Below are 16,101 nucleotides of genomic sequence, written 5' to 3'. Positions count from 1 at the left end.
ATACGCCTTAACGCGCGTCCGTCTCCACCACCGGCTCGCAGAGAATCGGAAAATTGACGGAGTTCGCGACGTAGCACTTCTGATGCGCGACGTGATGCAGATGCGTGGCCAGCTCGACATCGCCGCTCACGCGGATCGTCACGCGCGGGTGCAGCACGATCTGCGAAAAGCGGCCTTCCTGCGCGGTATCGAGCATCGTGCCTTCGGCGTCGTCGCGATAGTCGAGCACGACGATGCCCGCCTCCGAGCACAGATGCAGATACCACAGCTTGTGACACGCGCTCGCCGACGCGACCACCAGGTCCTCGGGATTCCAGCGCGTCGCGTCGCCGAGAAACGCCGGATCCGACGAGCCCGCAATGTCGGGCTTGCCGCCGGAAGAAATCACGTGATCGCGGTCGTAGTCGCGGTAGCCGGAGGTGCCGCTGCCGCGGTTGCCGGTCCATTTCACCGATACGTGGTACTTGTGCTCGCCGTGCGCCATTCGCTTCCCCTTTGGTCGGATCGGACCTGCATTCTATCCACGCCACACTAGCGCGGCGGCGCCGCGCGGCCGGTCACGTTCGGCGCGCGTGGGTCGGGATTCATATAGAGCGCCGTGCCGTTCGCGCGCATGTTGTTGAGCGCGGCGCCTGAGCCGGTCGCGCCACCCGAGCCGAGCCCATACGAGCCGCCCGCCGACATGCCGGGCCCCGGCATGGCACTCGGACTGACGCCGGTACCGATGCCCGTCGCGCCGCCGACAGCCGCATTGCCGCTGCCCCCGCTGGTGCCCGCGTTCGTGCCCGCACGAGTGCCGTTCTGGCTGCCGCCAGGATTGCCCGGTTGCTGGGCCTCTACCGTTGCAGCGGCCCCCGCCGTCAACAGCGCCGCAAGCAACGCCGACCACACGATCCCACCTGTTGCTGTCTTCATAGCTACCCTCCAACCGCATCGATCCGCCGAGCACGATATCTATTCTGAGCCGATCGCGCGACCGATGCAGCGGCGCCGCTCCCGCCCGCGCCCACGGCGTGTCCGTGCGCGTTATGATCGATCGTTACGCCCGAACGGCCGATCGCGCACGATGGAGCACGCCTACATCCACCTTTTGCATCTGCTCGCCGGCCACTCGACGTGGATGCTCGCGGTCGTTTTCCTCGCCGCTTTTTTCGAAGCGATCGCGGTCATCGGCACCTTCGTCCCCGGCAGCACCGCGATGTTCCTCGCCGGCGCGCTGACGGGCACCGGCTCGCTGAGCCTTGCCTGGGTCTTCGTGTGGGCGATCGTCGGCGCGGTCGCCGGCGACGGCGCCAGCTTCTGGCTCGGCGATCGCTACAGGGAGCGCATCGTCACGCTGTGGCCGTTCCGCGCACACCCCGGCGTACTCGACGCGGGCCAGCGCTTCTTTCTGAAGCATGGCGCGAAGAGCGTCGTGCTCGCCCGCTTCATCGGCCCGCTGCGGGCGATCGTGCCGGTCGTCGCGGGCATGATGGGCATGCGGCCGCTGCGCTTCCTCTCGATCAACGTGCTCTCCGCGCTGCTGTGGGCGCCCGCGCACATCCTGCCCGGCGTCGTGTTCGGCGCGTCGGTGCTGCTCGCGGGGGCGGTGTCGTTCCGGCTCGTCGTGATCATCGCGATGCTGGCGTGCATCGTGTGGCTCAGCTTTCGCGGCGCGGGGTTTCTGGTGTCGCACGCGAATGCGTGGTCGAGCACGGCAGGCCGTCATCTCGGCAGCTGGGCATGCCGCCATCCGGGTCCGCTCGGCCGCATCGCGCGCCGCATGCTCGACCCCGACACGCCCGATGCGACCCACCTGCTCGCGACGTCGCTGATCGTGCTGGTGGCCGGCGCGCTTTTCTTCGGGGTCCTCGACGACGTCGTCAGCGGCGATCCGCTGACGACCATCGACCTGTCCGTTTATCACTTTCTGCAATCGATACGCACGCCGTGGGGCGACACGGTGCTCGCGGCGCTCGCGACGCTCGGCAGCGGCATCACACTGTTCGCGCTGGTTGTCACGGTTGCCCTGTGGATGGTGTGGGAGCGGCGCTGGCGCTCGATCGTCTACTGGCTCGCGGCGGTCGTGTTTTCGCAGCTGCTGATTCTCGGCCTGCAACTCGCGATGCGCCGCGCCCCACCCAACGAACTCATGAGTGGCCACTTCGTGTTTCCGAGCAATCACGTCGCCGCGACGGTGATCATCTACGGCTTTCTCGCGTTTCTGCTCGCGCGCCGGATCGGCAAGCTCGGAGGCGTGCTGGTTGCCGCCGCCAGCATCATCGTCGTGATCGTGGTCGCGCTCGCGGGCGTCTACTTCGGCCGCTACTGGGTGTCCGACGCGATCGGCGGCGCGGCGCTCGCGTCTGTGTGGGTCGCGCTGATTGCGCTGACGGCGATCTGGCGGCATCCGCGGCCGCCGCCGCCGCGCCGTTTCATGCCGCTCGTGGTGCTCGCGGTCGTCGCGCTCAGTGTCGGCCTGCAGCTCGGCGTCGCAATGCCGACGCCGCCGGACGGCGCGCCGCAACCACCCCCCGTGCAGTTCACGCAGACGCAGTGGAAGCTCTCCGGGTGGAAGCGGCTGCCGTGCTTTCGCTCCGACATGGGCGGCGATCGCAAGGAGCCGCTGACGCTGCAATGGGTCTCCGAGCCCGCTTCGATACGCGAGCAGTTGCGCGCGCAGGGCTGGGTCGAGGGCACCGACGTGTCCGCGCACAGCCTGCTGTCGCTCGCTTCGCCCGACGTCGCGGCGGTGTCGCTGCCGGTGCTGCCGAAGCTGAACAATGGCGTGCCGTCGTCGCTGGTCTTCATGCGACCGGGCAATTCGCGCGAGGAACGCTACGTGCTTCGCTTCTGGCCGAGCGGCTACGCGGTCGACAACGGCACCTCCGCGGCGCCGCTTTGGGTCGGCGCGTTCGCGCACGAGCGGCTGACGCGGCCGTCCTGGCCGCTGAACATTCTGCGCATCGATCACGACGCGAGCCCGTTCGACGCGCCCGCCAGGTCGGGCGCCGAGCTCGGCGCGACGGTTCTCGCGGAGGTCGATTGTCACGGCGTGCCGGTGTCGCTGCTGGTCTCGCCGAGGCAATGAGCTGCACATCCAGGCACATCCAGGCAACTTCAGGCATCTCAGGCATCCCCAACTCGACGATTCGATAAAGGAGACAACCGTGGGCCGCTTCGGAAGTCCACATCGACGTACCCGGCGCCGTCTATCAGCAATTGGCGCCACGGGCGAAACGCCTGCTGCGCCATATGCCGCGCGTGAGCGAACTCGACAGTGCAAGCGCGCCGGAGCAATACCGGGAATTCGCCTATTGAAGAAAGCATTCAGTCGCCGCATTGGCCGCGCAACGAATTGTCACGAAAGCGAATCGCCAATTGACGCGCAATTGCCATAACGGAAATGACTGAGGCGAACGCGGGGATACACCCGGTCGCGAATGACAATCGATTTGACATTTAAGCCTTCGTTGCGCAAATGCAACGACACACCGGCATTATCCCCACTTCCCTCCGCTATTTGCACCGATAGCGCTCCTAATTCATTTTTCCACTCACGCAATCCGTAATCGCACTGGCAGAATGAGCAGAATGCCAGATAGCGGGAACCGGCATGCGTCGCCATTTCCGCAATGAAACACGGCGGCCGCGATTTTCTACCCAATTGCACGCATTAACGCTATCGTCTCTTTGCGACCTGAACTCTCGTAGACCACCAGGAGCTTCGTGTGCGGAATCGATCGATGTCTCGCGTGAAGAAAAACCGCCAGTCCGCCGTTCGCAGCCACCGCTCGCGTGTCTCCCGATTATCTTCGAGTCCGCTTTCCGGCTCGGTTTCCAGCTCGCTTTCCAGGCTTCTCCCCCGCTTATCGCTTTGCATGACTGCGCTGGTGCTCGGCAGTTACTCCGCGTATAGCGTCGCCGGCGTTTCCGTATTGCGTCCGCCGCGCGAAGCGCTATCGAGCAGTCCACTCGAAGTGACAATCGTCTATGCCGGCGATCAACCCGGTGGCACCGAAGTCGACGTGCCGGCGCAATTGAATATCGCGATCAGCAATACCGACGTGGTACCGCATCGGCTCGCGCTCACGCGCGAAAGCGGCGCACCCGAGCATCTGAAGCTCGCCGCCGGCGAACTGAAGGCAGTGCGCTATACCGGCACGTGGCCCGAATGGACGCGCGGCGCGATGCAGATCGACGTGCCGGATCTCGACGTGTCGCCATCGTACGTGCTGCTGACGCGTCCGCCGCGCTCCGGCAAGGACGCGGCGCTCGCGTCGGCCGGGAGCGCCAATGGAGCAACGGCGGCGGCCACCGCGAGCGGCGCACCGTCGTCGACGAGCCTGATCGCGTCGTCGCCCGCGCCATCACGACCGGATGCGCCCGTGCCGCAAATCAACACTTTCCTGAGCCGCTTCTCCGCCTTCGAACCGATGTATTTCGCCGATGGCGGCGGTAGCGAGTCCCTCGCGAAATTCCAGCTCAGCTTCAAGTTCCGCCTCGTCGTTCCGGACGACCCGCGCTCGCGTGGTTTCGCGGACAACCTGTACTTTGCCTATACGCAAACCTCGCTGTGGGATCTCAAGAAGTACTCGGCGCCGTTCCGCGACACCAGCTATATGCCGGCACTCTTTTATTACCTCGAAGACACCGGCTGGAAGAGCACGTGGTGGAGCAGAATGGGCGTGATGGCCGGCTACGAACACGAATCGAATGGACGCGACGGTCCGGAATCGCGCGGCGTCGACTATGTGTTCCTCAAGCCGATCTGGGATTTCGGCGACATCCACAGCTACCATCTGACCATCCAGCCGAAGATTTATTACTATACGCACATCGCCGGCGAGAACCATGACATCGCCGACTACCGCGGCTATGTGGACCTGCGGTTCATCTACGGCAGCCCCGACGGAGCGCAATTGGACACGACGCTGCGCAAAGGAACGCAAGGTGGCAAAGGCAGCGTCGATACGCAGTTCACCTATCCATTGGCGAAGCTGATCAATAGCCGCTGGGGCGGTTATCTGTGGCTCGGCTTCTTCAGCGGTTATGGCGAGGACATTCTCGACTACAACCAGCATCGCTGGATTGCGCGAATCGGCTATAGCATCACACGCTAATCCGGAATTCGCCTTGCATGCAAGCAAAGGGCCGCCGAGCGGCCCTTTTCCATTCGATGACGGCCCACGACGCGCCGTAATACATCGAAAGTTCTGCCGTAATCCTTTCAGAAGTTTGCCCAAAGCCGACCCCCACCCGGCGGGCAACCCGTCATGGACCGCTCGTGAATGCTGTGTGCACGAACAGACGGGCATATCGGTGTGGATTTCTCTAGAGTTGAAGGGTCACCGGTCCAACCGGCTGGCCACGCCGCGCGCTGACTTTTCCAGCGTCTAATCAAAACCACGGAAAAACCAATGAAAACCGCTCTCCTTAAAGACGTGTCGCCTGTTTCAAACGAGCCAACCGGACTTCTTTTGCATAGGAATAGTGCACCGCTTGCGCTCAAGCACGAAATTCACCCGGAACAGATCCGGGATAGCCTGCCGGCCCGTCAGGGGGGAGTCGGCTTTCTGTTCCACGCGACCGATTGGGAAACCCTTTCATTTTCTTTTCACAACGTTCGCGAACGAAGCGAATCGTTCGAAGAGGAGTTGTGGAAAACCAGGCCTTTCATCGCGTCGCCGATCTATTCGGGCGCGCAGGTGATCGGCGCGAATATCGCCTGCCCGGTGCCGCTCGAAATGTGGCTCGGCAGCCCGCGCGGCATCAAGCGCTTTCGCGAGACGCAATTCTTTCCGGCGCTCGAGCTCGCCCGAAAGGCGGGCTTGAACATGGTCGCGATGGGCGCGTCGACGCCCTACGCGTGCAACTACGGCGCGCTGCCCCGGCCGGTCAAGCCGCCTCACATCACGACGGGTCACGCGGCGACCGCGGCGATGCTGAAGGACTGGGCGATCCATTGCTGCGAACAGCTCGACCTCGAGCTCGGCAACACGAAGCTCGCGCTGTTCGGCGCGGCCGGCCGGCTCGGCACGACGGTCGCGAAGTATCTGCTCTACAAGGATGCGCCGAAGGAGCTGGTGCTGATCGATCTGCCCGACAAGATCAACCTGCTGATCGATCAGGCGAACGAGCTGCTCGCGTCGGACCTGCTCGGAAAATCGAAAGTATCGGTGCATACCTTCAGTCCGGACACGCCGCTGCCGGACTTCGACGGCGCGATTCTCGCGAGCAGCACGAGCGTGCCTTACCTGAGCGCGGCCGATCTCAAACGCGCGCAATTCTGGATCGACGACTCGCATCCGCGCGCGGCAAGCGTCGAAGCGGAACTCGCTTCTCGCGGTCATACGCTCTATATTGAATGCTTCGCGCGCGGGCCCGCCGGACTCGACACCGCGTTCCCGTTCAGGCTGCCATCCACCCGCGACTGCTATACCTGCTTCGCCGAAGGCTATTCGGCATGGCAGGAAGGTATCGCCTCCGATTTCATCATTGGCAGCCCGCCCGTGTGGTCGGTCTCTTATACTCATGGTCTCCTGAAGAAGTATGGCTTTTCGGTCGGACCGTTTCACGGCAAGAACGGCGATTCGCTCGCCGAAGGCGTCGAATCACAGCAATTCAATACGCATGAAATGATGGGTTCCTAATGAACTCGGAGGCCTGATGGCGATACCGCGCGAAAGCATGCGGGATATGCTGGAACGAAGCAGGTTCGCAATTCGATGGGGAGGCGCACTCGGCCTCCTGTGTCACCCCATCTATTACGTCGTCTGGACCTACATCCTTCCGCAGCCTTACGACAACCTGCTGCTGCGGCTCAGCGCGGCGGCCGTCTGCGTTCCCCTGCTGTTCCAGGCGCGCTGGCCGAGGCGCTACAACCCCGCGCTGCTGATCTACTGGCATTGCTGTCTGATTTACGTGCTGCCGTTCGTCTGCACGTTCCTGACCGTCAGAAACGGTTTCTCCACGATGTGGATGATGACCGAGGTCATGATGATCTTCATTCTGGCGCTGTGTATCGACAACCCCCTGCTGCTGATAACGTGCATCGGTATTGGCGTGTTTTCCGGCGGGCTCGCCGGCGTGTTGAGCGCGCCGACGCCGGTCGTTCTCAGCGCGCAGGACAAGTCCAATCTCGCGTTGCTGCCGGTGGTCGTGCTGTGCAGCATGGCGTTCAGTCATGCGATCAGCAAGGGACGCATCTTTGTCGAAAAGAACCGCGCGTTGCAGGCGCTCGCGGGGTCCATCGCGCACGAGATGCGCAATCCGCTGAGCCAGTTGCGGCACGTGCTCGACCGCGTCGAGGAAGCGCTGCCCGCGGCGACCGAAGCGGGCGCGGCGCCGACGCTGACCGACGGCACGGCCTCGCTGATGTACAACCACCTCGCGCAGGGGCAATTGTCGATCGAGCGCGGCCTGCGCATCATCGCGATGACGCTTGACGAAGTCGCCGCGAAATCGATCCGCCCGGATAGTCTCAGCTACCTCCATGCTGGCGCGACCACGCGCAAGGCGCTCGCCGAATACGGCTTCGACAACGACAAGGAACGCGCGAAGGTGAGCGTCGTCGTCAGGCGCGACTTCGTGTTCAAGGTCGACGAGACGGTCTATCTGTTCACGTTGTTCAACCTGATCAAGAACGCGCTGCATCACATCGTCGCGTATCCGCAGGCGACGCTCACATTGACCGTCGACCGCGACTCGGTGATCGTACGCGACACCGGCCCCGGCATCGCGCCCGAGATCCTGCAGCATCTGTTCGAGCCGTTTCGCACGGCCGGCAACGCGGGCGGCACCGGGCTCGGGCTCGCGTACTGCCAGCGCGCGATGCGCGCGTTCGGCGGCAGCATCGACTGCGAATCGGGACTCGGCAAGTTCACCGCGTTCACGCTGCGCTTTCCACCGGTAGCGGCCGACGAGGTCGAGGAGCACGAGCGGCGCCTGTTCGAACGGGCGATGCCGGCGTTCAAGGGCAAGCGCGTGCTCGTCGTCGACGACGACGACACGCTGCGCGCCCGCACCCACCGCGTGCTGACGAAGGCCGGCGCCTATGTCAGCGAGGCGTCGGGCGGCGAGCTTGCGCTCGCCACGTTGCGGCGCGCGCCGCTCTACGATCTCGTGTTGATGGACATCAGCATGCCCGCGATGGACGGCTACACGACGACCGAGCGCCTCCGCGCCGACAGAGACTGCTCGAACCGCAACGTGCTGATCGCCGCCTATACCGCCGAACCGGGCATCGCGGTGCGACTGCGCGCGCGGCGCGCCGGCATGGACGAGATCATCAGCAAGACGTCGAGTGTGCAGGAGCTGCTCACCGCGTTGCAGACCCTCTTCGACAACGGTGCGCATCGTCAGCCGGGCGAACTGCCCGATGTCTTCGCCGGCAGAACCTTTGTGATCGCCGACGACGACACCTACGGCCGGCTTGTCGCGAAGGCGTATCTGGAGCGCTGCGGCGCGAGCGTCGTCGAGGCCGACCACGGTCAGGCGGTGCTGACCAAACTGCACGAAGACGGCTTCATCGACGCGATCCTGATGGACGTGAACATGCCGGGCATGAACGGCATCGAGACGACGAAGTCGATTCGCGCGCGCACCGATGCCTACGCGACGCTGCCTATCATTGCGCTGACCAGTCACACCGATGCCGAAGCGGTGCAGGCCTGCGTTGCCGCCGGGATGAACGAGGTGTTGATCAAGCCGGTGCAGGCCGGCTCGCTGTACGCATGTCTCGCGCGGCAGTTCGGCACACGCGGCGCACTGGTTGCGGACGCTCCGCAACGAATCACGGAAACCGCGGGCGGAGCCGCGCAAACGGATTTTGCGGCGACGCCGGTGGCATTGCCCCCCACTGCGAACGCGCCCGCGGCCGCCACCATCGCTGAAGAAAGCCTGCTCGACGAAGCGCACCTCAAGGAACTGGTCTCGCTCGATCTGCTTGACGAATCGTTCCTGAACGGCATCGAACAGATTCGCTCGCTCGTCGTGCGCCTCGCAGGCAACAGCGCGGCCGTCGATATCAAGGCAACGCACGCGAGCTTGCATGCGTTGCTTGGCGTCAGCGGCAACATCGGCGCGAAGGCACTGCATCGCTACGCGCGGCAGATCTATCCAAGCGTGATCGCCGGTGAGTGGCCAGTGGAAACCGACTGGCACGCCCAGATCCGCGCGTTGAGCGCGCGCTCGACCGACGCCTTGCAGCGGTATTACGCGTCGGCGAAAGGCCGGCGCGATCATCGCGACGCACTGAGCGATTGAGAGGGCGGCCTCGGTCGCCCTCTTTGCAGCGTGAAGTCAGAACTTGTGCAGCACGCCGACCGCAACAGCGAGCTGGTTCGCGCCGGTCTTCACGGTCGTCGTCGCGACCGAAGTCGCCCACCCCGTCGCACTCAGCGCGGCCTTCGAGCTGTTGATCACATACGTGATGTCGGTGTACAGCGCCGTGCGCTTCGACAGCCAGTAGTCCGCGTTGACACCGGTGCTCAATGCGTGCGCGTCGACCTGGCGATACGCGTGGTAGTAAGTCGCGGCTGCGAGGTCCAGCGCCGGCGTCACCCTGTAGCGCACGCCCGCGAACGCCATCGACTGCGGCGGCGATGCCGCGAGCGTCGACCGGACGTCGTTCAGCAGCAATTCGTAGCCGCCGTACAGCGTCGCCTTGCCGATCTGATACGAACCGCCGGCCACGTAGCGGCGCTCGCTGTCGCCCGATGACGCAATGGCCGAGCCTTGCCGCTGCTCGTACACGAACGTCAGATTCAGCGGCCCCTGCACATAGCGTCCGCCGATGTCGTACTGCTTGCCGACGCGGAACGAGCCCGCCACCGGCACGTTGTAGGTGACTGCGTCGTAGCCGAGGCTGTAGAGCGCATTCAGCTCGAATGGTCCCACATGGCCGAGATACGACACCGCGTTATCCGCGCGACCGACGAACTGCGCGTCCTGCGCGGAAAGGCCGTAACTCGAATAACCGAGCGGGTCGAGCGCGAGGAAGTAGCGATACATCGGCGTCATCTGCCGGCCGAGCATCATCGCGCCGTAGCGGTCCGATTCGAGTCCGACGAACGCCTGCCGGCCGAACAGCCGCCCTCCTTGCTGCAGGGCACCGGTATTCATCGACATGCCCGATTCGAGCGTGAAAATCGCCCGCAGTCCGCCGCCGAGATCTTCCTTGCCCGTGAAACCCCAACGCGAATTCAGCCGGTTGCCGGTGCCGAGAGCGACCTGCGTGCCCGACGATCCCTGCGGCGTGACAGCGTGAGTCACGTAGGTCACCCCCGAGTCGACGATGCCATAGAGCGTGACCGACGACTGCGCATGCGCCGCGCCGCTGATGCCGATACCAATACCACATGCAAAAAGGACCTTCGACGGCCTGGCGAGAGGGTTGTGCTTCACCATGTGTCTCCTGCTGGAAAGTGAGTTGTTTTGTGATGCGGATTAGTTATCGTCCGACCTCTGTCGTCGCGGTAGCCGGCGCGGGGCCGAGTCGGCTACCGGAGAATCGGTCATTCGCGTGCGATGTGCGGGTTGACGAAGAACATCGCGATGACCGCGATAGCGGGTCCGATCGCGAGTGTGAGGAGCGCGAGCATGAACGAATGGCTCGCGCCATACAGCGAGCCGACCACCATCGGCGACACCGCGCTGCCGGACTGCCAGATAGCATTGGTCCAGCCGGCGCTCGCGCCCGCGAGACGCTTGCCCGATGCGTCGCTGACCTGAGCCATCAGCACCGGCAGATAGCCGAACGAGAACGCACCGAGAACCGGCGCGACCAGATAGAACTGATCCACCGTCGAGCAGTAGCCGAACACCAGCAGCGCGATCGCGAAGGCGATCAGGCAGCCGATCGACATCATCCGCCGCGACACACCAGGCAGGTCGGAGATCCAGCCGAGCGTCGGCTTCGCGATCACCGCGCCGATGCCGAACGAGGCGACGATCGATCCGGCGACGATCGGCGCAATGCCGTATTGGCGCGTCATCAGTGCGTTGCCCCATGCACCGAAGCCGACGGTCGCCCACAACCCGCCGCAGCCCGCGATCGACAGCGCGATCAGGTTACGGTTGCGCAACAGGCCGAGCATTTCCTGGAGGCTGTTGCGCGCGGGCTTCGCTTCGTTCGAAGGCCGGTTCTTCAGCAGCAGCAACGTGACGATGCCCCACGCGAACGTGACGATGCCGAGCATATGGAATGCGTTCGACCAGCCGTGCCGCGCGGAGAACGACGGCACGACCGCATTCGCGATCACGACGGCGAGCGACGTCGCGGTCGTGTAGAGGCCCATTGCGCGGCCACGGTCGCGCGTGAACCATGCGGGAATGATCTTCATGCCGGCCGAGTAGTCGGCGCCCGCCGCGAAACCCATCGCGGCCTGAATCACGATGCCGAATGCGAGCGAATGCGTATAGCCGAACGTGAACGTGAGCACGCCGAGCGGCAGCAGCGCAAGCGTGAGCATCGCGCGACCGCCGAGCAGATCGGTCAGCATGCCGCCAACCACGTTCGCGATCACATAGCCCGCGTAAAACGCGGTCACGAACGCACCGAGCATCGACACGCCGATGCCGAGCGACCCGCCGACCGGCGCGGCCACCGTACTCCACGCGACGCGGACCACATAGCTGAGCAGAAACGCGGCCCAGACGATGAACAACGCGACCCAGCGATACGGGCTCGTGTCGGCGCTACTCGCCGCCCTCGCATCGTTCCCGGTCCAGACGCTCGCGGGCATACCCTCCGACGACGCCAGATTCTTCTCCATGACTCCTCCGATGCCGGGCGTGCCAGCGGCCGCCCGTTTTCTTTCTGATGGATGGCGCCGACCGCGCCTGGCGGCCGGGCCGGCGATTACGGTTACAGATCGAGCACGAGCACCCTCGACTTCGCGCGTGAACAGCACGGCAGGAACTGATCGTTGCGGGCCTGCTCTTCTGGCGACAGGAACAGGTCGCGGTGGTCAGGTTCGCCTTCGAGCACCCGCGTGACGCAGGTGCCGCAAATGCCCTGCTCGCACGACACCGGCACGTCGACGCCCGCCGCCGCGAGCGCCTGGGTGACCGTGCAATCGGCCGCAATCGACACGACGCGGTCCGAGCGCGCGAGCCGCACGTCGAACGACGCGCCATCACCCGACGGCTGCGCCGCCGCGAAGTATTCGTAATGCAGACGATCGTCACTCCAGCCGAGCGAGCGGGCCGTGTCGAGCACCGCGTTCATGAAGCCCTGCGGACCGCACACATATAGATGCCGGTCCGCGCCGCCGTCCGTCAGCAGTGCATTCAGATCGAGCTTGCCGTGCGCGTCGTCGAAGTGGTATTGCACGTTGTCCGCCCACGACGACGCGGCGATTCGCTCGACGAACGCCGCACGGCTCTTCGAGCGCGCGCAGTAATGCATTTCGAACGCCGCGCCCATTGCCGCCAGCTGCTCCGCCATGCAGAGAATCGGCGTCACGCCAATGCCGCCCGCGAGCAATAGCGGCTTCGCGTCATGCCGGGCGAGCGGAAAGTGATTGCGTGGCACGCCGATGCGAATCGCGTCGCCTTCGTTCACCGCGTCGTGCATGCGCTGCGATCCGCCGCGCGAACCGGCGGCGCGCAACACCGCGATCTGATACCGGTGACGCTCGCGAGACGCGTTGCACAGCGAGTACTGCCGCACCGGCCCACCGGGCACATAGACGTCGATGTGCGCGCCCGCCTCGAACGGCGGCAGGTCGCGGCCGTCGATGTCGACGAACTCGAAGCCGGCAATCCCATCGGCTTCGTCGCGCCGTGCGGCGACACGCACCATCAGCGTGGAATCGGTCATGTTCATGCCACCTCCTCCGCTCACATCGCCGACAGGCCGCCGTCGACCATCAGTGTCGTGCCGGTTATGTATGAAGCCTCGTCGCTCGCGAACCACAGGATCGGCCATGCGATCTCTTCGGGCGACGCCCAACGGCCGATCAACGACGTGTCCTGGCGTTGCGTCTTCAGCACTTCGACGCTTTTGCCGGATGCAATGGCCCGGTTCATGTGGAATTCGGTGAGCGTCGAACCCGGGCACACCGCGTTCACGCGCACGCCGTTCGCGGTCTCCTCGAACGCGAGTGTGCGGGTCATCGCGAGCATGCCGGCCTTGGTCGCGTCGTACAGGCCCATGCCCTTGCGGCCGGTCACCGCGTAGCACGACGACACGTTGACGATGCTCGCGCGGCCCGCGCGACGCAGGAACGGCAGCGCTGCCCTGCAATAGTTGGATGTGCCGACCAGATTGACCGACACCATCGCCTGCCACTCGGCCGGCGTCGCGTCGGCGAGCGCGCTGTAGTTGCGCATCGCCGCGTTGTTCACCAGCACGTCGAGCCGGCCGAACGAATCGGCGGCGAGTTGCGCCGCGCGCACCGCATCGGCGTCGTGCGACACGTCGGCCGCGAACGTCTCGACACGCGCGGACGGATCAGCCGCCTTCAGTTCGTCGGCGACGCGCGTGAGCGCCTCCGGGTTCGCATCGACGAGCACCACCGCGGCGCCCTCCGCGCAGAACACGCGCGCGGTCGCGGCACCGATGCCGCCTCCGCCGCCGGTGATCAGCGCGACCTTGTCCTCGAGTCTTTTACGTTGCTGCATTGCATGCCGGCGCGCAGCCGGCCTCCTTTTGCGGAATGGGCAGAAGGTCCAGTCGGACCAGACGACGACACGCGCAGCCGGACCGAAGTCCGGCTCCGCGGTGCATCAGATCGAGTAGATCGGCTGGTCCTTGCCGTCGTGCAGATGGATCACCGCCCATTCCTGCGGCTTCTGATCGCGCGGCAGCAGCACGCCGGCAGCACGTACGCGCTGCTGGTCGGCGTCGATCGCGGGCGGATCGGTGTCGGGCACCAGCGCCGTTGCCGCCTCGTACATCATGCGGCGCGCCATCACGATCGCGCGGTCGGTCGGCAGCAGCTTTTCCTTGCTGTGATCCTGGATCGGACCCATGCTTTCCTGCAGCGACGCGTCCTGCATCGCAAAGCCGAACACGCCCGAGTACGCGCGCTTTTCCTTCTGAGCCTGGCGGTCGATCAGGTAGTCGTTGTCCTTGTTCGCTTTCGGCCGGAACGTGCCACCCTCCTCGTACTCACAATGAATGCCCTTGCCGGCGTTCAGGTCGGCCAGTTCCTGCTCGTCGAGCGGACGGTCCGGGCGGAAGTTGATGCTCCACGCCCAGCAGGTGTGATCGTCGATCGGCACCCATACGTGGCCCGCGAGCGAGTGATCGCCGAACGGCGGGATCAGCGTGTACCACGGGAACAGCCACTGCGTGACGCGCCAGTAGTACGAATCCGGCTCGCCGTTGCGGCGGCCGAACAGCGTGAGGCCGAACGGCTGCTTCTCGATCTCGAAGATCACGTTGCCGTCCGCCTTGATGTAGTCGAGTGCCTTCGTGCCCTGGTGCATCGGGTCCTCGTCGACTTCGTAGCGGTGTACATACGACACGTGACTCGTGTCGATGCCGCCTTCCATCGCCTGCAGGTAGTTCGATTCCTGCAGCCGCTTCGAGACGAACACGTGGCTCTCCGGCAGATTGCACCACTCGAGATCCGGCGGCGCCGGCTGGCGGTCCTTCGGCCCCATGTACGCCCACACGATGCCCGCGCGTTCGATGCACGGATACGCGGTGATGCCCATGTGCTTGCACGCCTGCGGCGCGGACGGCACTTCCACGCAGTTGCCGTTGCGGTCGAATTTCAGACCGTGATACGAGCAGCGGATGCCGTTCTCTTCATTGCGGCCGAAGTACAGCGACACGCCGCGGTGCGAGCAGAACTCGTCGATCAGCGCCGGCTGGCCGTCGGAATCGCGAAAAGCGAGCAGCTTTTCGCCGAGGATCTGCACGCGCACCGGCGGGCAATCAGGCTCTGCGATTTCGCTGGCGAGGAGCACCGGCACCCAGTAGCGGCGCATCAGATCGCCCATCGCCGTGCCTGGGCCAGTGCGAACCAGAGTTTCCGACATGTTCTTGTCCATCATTCCTCCGAATCCGGTTGTCCGTTGTATGAGAATGTATTCTCATTGTACGGACAGATTGATCGACGTCAAGTTCTTGCGGCTAGGGACTTTCACTACAATGTGCAATCGACGCGGACCGCTGCAGAAAGGAAATTTCAAATGGAAGAAAAAAAGCCGCACGAAAATGTACGGGCAGTCGAACGGGCGCTAGAAATTCTTCTGGCGTACCGACCCGGGGACAAAGAATTGACCGTCGCGGAGCTGCTGACCCGCGTGGACCTGAGCCGACCGACGCTGTACCGCCTGCTGAATACGCTCGAACAGAACGGCTTTCTCGCCTCGTCGGGCGAGCCGCAACGCTTCAGGCTCGGCAGTTCGGTCGCGCAACTCGCGCACGCGTGGATGGCGAACAATACGATCGCGCAGCTCGCGCAGCCGATGCTGCGCGAGCTTTGGGAAGCGACATCGGAGACGGTCGCGTTGTTCGTGCCGGAGGGGACGTACCGGATCTGCGTGGCCGAACTGGAAAGTCCGCAGCCGCTGAGTTTCCGGCGCGGGGTCGGCTATCGCGAGAAGCTCGTGCTCGGCGCGAGCGGCCGCACGATTCTTTCGCAGATGCCGCTGTCGACGGACGATCTGCGGCGCTATCTGACCGATCCGGATCAGGACGTCGCGGCGCTAGCCGCCGATCTCGACGCGGTCCGCGCACGAGGCTTCGGCACCAGCCATCACGAGCTGATCGCCGGCGCAGTCGCGGTAGCCGCGCCGTTCTTCAACGGCGCGAACCAGGTGGCAGGTTCGGTGTGCATCTTCGGGCCGAGCGTGCGCGTAACCGATGAGCGCGTCGCGCAGTTCGCGGAGTTGCTCAAGCGCGAGGTGGGCAATCTGTCGCGTGCGCTTGGGCATCAAGGGGAAACTGGACGGCCGCCGCGTACGGCACGTCGGTGAAATCGGCCTCAAAGGCGCTGGCCAATGCCGGGAGCGTCGTCAGAAAGGTCGACGCTTTGCTCGGGCTCTCGCTGATTCAGGGCTGAAGCCGAAACCTCACGCCTCTGGCTGTGCGTTTATCACGCGCCCCGCGAGCGCCGTGCGCCAGGGACCGGACGGCATTATGTTCGGCATAGCCATTGC

Annotated in this window: 12 protein-coding genes; 5 read left to right on the top strand and 7 right to left on the bottom strand. The window is 64.7% G+C overall.

Features of this window, described 5'->3' with window-relative positions; all coding sequences use genetic code 11:
* Positions 1-7: 7 nt before the first annotated feature.
* Entirely contained in the window at positions 8-484 is a 477-nt protein-coding gene (locus F6X40_RS30290; protein ID WP_187630363.1) for an OsmC family protein, read from the bottom strand.
* Positions 485-531: 47 nt separating this feature from the next.
* Complete coding sequence (locus tag F6X40_RS30285; RefSeq protein WP_187630362.1) at positions 532-915, bottom strand: hypothetical protein; 384 nt, start codon at positions 913-915, stop codon at positions 532-534.
* A 151-nt stretch (positions 916-1,066) separates the two neighbouring features.
* Here F6X40_RS30285 and F6X40_RS30280 point away from each other — a divergent pair, with 151 nt between their 5' ends.
* The 4 genes from F6X40_RS30280 (at position 1,067) to F6X40_RS30265 (ending at position 9,246) form a co-directional block, all read left to right on the top strand.
* Positions 1,067-3,070 carry a bifunctional DedA family/phosphatase PAP2 family protein gene (locus F6X40_RS30280; protein WP_187630361.1) on the top strand — a complete coding sequence of 668 codons (2,004 nt, stop codon included), beginning with the start codon at positions 1,067-1,069 and terminating at the stop codon, positions 3,068-3,070.
* Between the two features lie 790 nt (positions 3,071-3,860).
* Positions 3,861-5,102 (top strand): phospholipase A, encoded by a 1,242-nt coding sequence (locus F6X40_RS30275; protein ID WP_187630360.1) that lies wholly within the window; start codon positions 3,861-3,863, stop codon positions 5,100-5,102.
* A gap of 297 nt (positions 5,103-5,399) precedes the next feature.
* Positions 5,400-6,632 carry a hypothetical protein gene (locus F6X40_RS30270; protein WP_184036638.1) on the top strand — a complete coding sequence of 411 codons (1,233 nt, stop codon included), beginning with the start codon at positions 5,400-5,402 and terminating at the stop codon, positions 6,630-6,632.
* 16 nt (positions 6,633-6,648) lie between these two features.
* Positions 6,649-9,246 carry a response regulator gene (locus tag F6X40_RS30265; protein ID WP_187630359.1) on the top strand — a complete coding sequence of 866 codons (2,598 nt, stop codon included), beginning with the start codon at positions 6,649-6,651 and terminating at the stop codon, positions 9,244-9,246.
* Positions 9,247-9,282: 36 nt separating this feature from the next.
* Here F6X40_RS30265 and F6X40_RS30260 read toward each other — a convergent pair whose 3' ends face one another.
* The 5 genes from F6X40_RS30260 to F6X40_RS30240 form a co-directional block, all read right to left on the bottom strand.
* Positions 9,283-10,389, bottom strand: a complete 1,107-nt coding sequence (locus tag F6X40_RS30260) for a porin (RefSeq protein WP_187630358.1) — start codon at positions 10,387-10,389, stop codon at positions 9,283-9,285.
* 107 nt (positions 10,390-10,496) lie between these two features.
* Positions 10,497-11,756, bottom strand: coding sequence for an MFS transporter (locus F6X40_RS30255; protein WP_187630357.1), 1,260 nt, complete (start codon positions 11,754-11,756; stop codon positions 10,497-10,499).
* Positions 11,757-11,848: 92 nt separating this feature from the next.
* Positions 11,849-12,811 (bottom strand): PDR/VanB family oxidoreductase, encoded by a 963-nt coding sequence (locus F6X40_RS30250; protein WP_187630356.1) that lies wholly within the window; start codon positions 12,809-12,811, stop codon positions 11,849-11,851.
* Between the two features lie 14 nt (positions 12,812-12,825).
* A complete protein-coding gene (locus F6X40_RS30245) occupies positions 12,826-13,608 on the bottom strand; it encodes an SDR family NAD(P)-dependent oxidoreductase (RefSeq protein WP_090806258.1) in 783 nt (260 codons plus the stop codon).
* 105 nt (positions 13,609-13,713) lie between these two features.
* Complete coding sequence (locus tag F6X40_RS30240; RefSeq protein WP_184071569.1) at positions 13,714-14,988, bottom strand: aromatic ring-hydroxylating dioxygenase subunit alpha; 1,275 nt, start codon at positions 14,986-14,988, stop codon at positions 13,714-13,716.
* Between the two features lie 141 nt (positions 14,989-15,129).
* On the opposite strand from F6X40_RS30240, the gene F6X40_RS30235 reads away from it, so the two are divergent.
* Entirely contained in the window at positions 15,130-15,918 is a 789-nt protein-coding gene (locus F6X40_RS30235) for an IclR family transcriptional regulator (protein WP_187630355.1), read from the top strand.
* The last annotated feature ends 183 nt before the right edge of the window (positions 15,919-16,101 follow it).

This window comes from Paraburkholderia sp. UCT31, assembly GCF_014397655.1.
Lineage (GTDB): Bacteria > Pseudomonadota > Gammaproteobacteria > Burkholderiales > Burkholderiaceae > Paraburkholderia > Paraburkholderia tuberum.
This window is presented reverse-complemented; position numbering and strand designations above follow the sequence as displayed.

What these genes read in the sequence shown, in the direction of transcription:
- F6X40_RS30290 (WP_187630363.1), bottom strand. Translation starts at nt 484, where the DNA reads ATGGCGCACGGCGAGCACAAGTACCACGTATCGGTGAAATGGACCGGC.
- F6X40_RS30285 (WP_187630362.1), bottom strand. Translation starts at nt 915, where the DNA reads ATGAAGACAGCAACAGGTGGGATCGTGTGGTCGGCGTTGCTTGCGGCG.
- F6X40_RS30280 (WP_187630361.1), top strand. Translation starts at nt 1,067, where the DNA reads ATGGAGCACGCCTACATCCACCTTTTGCATCTGCTCGCCGGCCACTCG.
- F6X40_RS30275 (WP_187630360.1), top strand. Translation starts at nt 3,861, where the DNA reads ATGACTGCGCTGGTGCTCGGCAGTTACTCCGCGTATAGCGTCGCCGGC.
- F6X40_RS30270 (WP_184036638.1), top strand. Translation starts at nt 5,400, where the DNA reads ATGAAAACCGCTCTCCTTAAAGACGTGTCGCCTGTTTCAAACGAGCCA.
- F6X40_RS30265 (WP_187630359.1), top strand. Translation starts at nt 6,649, where the DNA reads ATGGCGATACCGCGCGAAAGCATGCGGGATATGCTGGAACGAAGCAGG.
- F6X40_RS30260 (WP_187630358.1), bottom strand. Translation starts at nt 10,389, where the DNA reads ATGGTGAAGCACAACCCTCTCGCCAGGCCGTCGAAGGTCCTTTTTGCA.
- F6X40_RS30255 (WP_187630357.1), bottom strand. Translation starts at nt 11,756, where the DNA reads ATGGAGAAGAATCTGGCGTCGTCGGAGGGTATGCCCGCGAGCGTCTGG.
- F6X40_RS30250 (WP_187630356.1), bottom strand. Translation starts at nt 12,811, where the DNA reads ATGAACATGACCGATTCCACGCTGATGGTGCGTGTCGCCGCACGGCGC.
- F6X40_RS30245 (WP_090806258.1), bottom strand. Translation starts at nt 13,608, where the DNA reads ATGCAGCAACGTAAAAGACTCGAGGACAAGGTCGCGCTGATCACCGGC.
- F6X40_RS30240 (WP_184071569.1), bottom strand. Translation starts at nt 14,988, where the DNA reads ATGGACAAGAACATGTCGGAAACTCTGGTTCGCACTGGCCCAGGCACG.
- F6X40_RS30235 (WP_187630355.1), top strand. Translation starts at nt 15,130, where the DNA reads ATGGAAGAAAAAAAGCCGCACGAAAATGTACGGGCAGTCGAACGGGCG.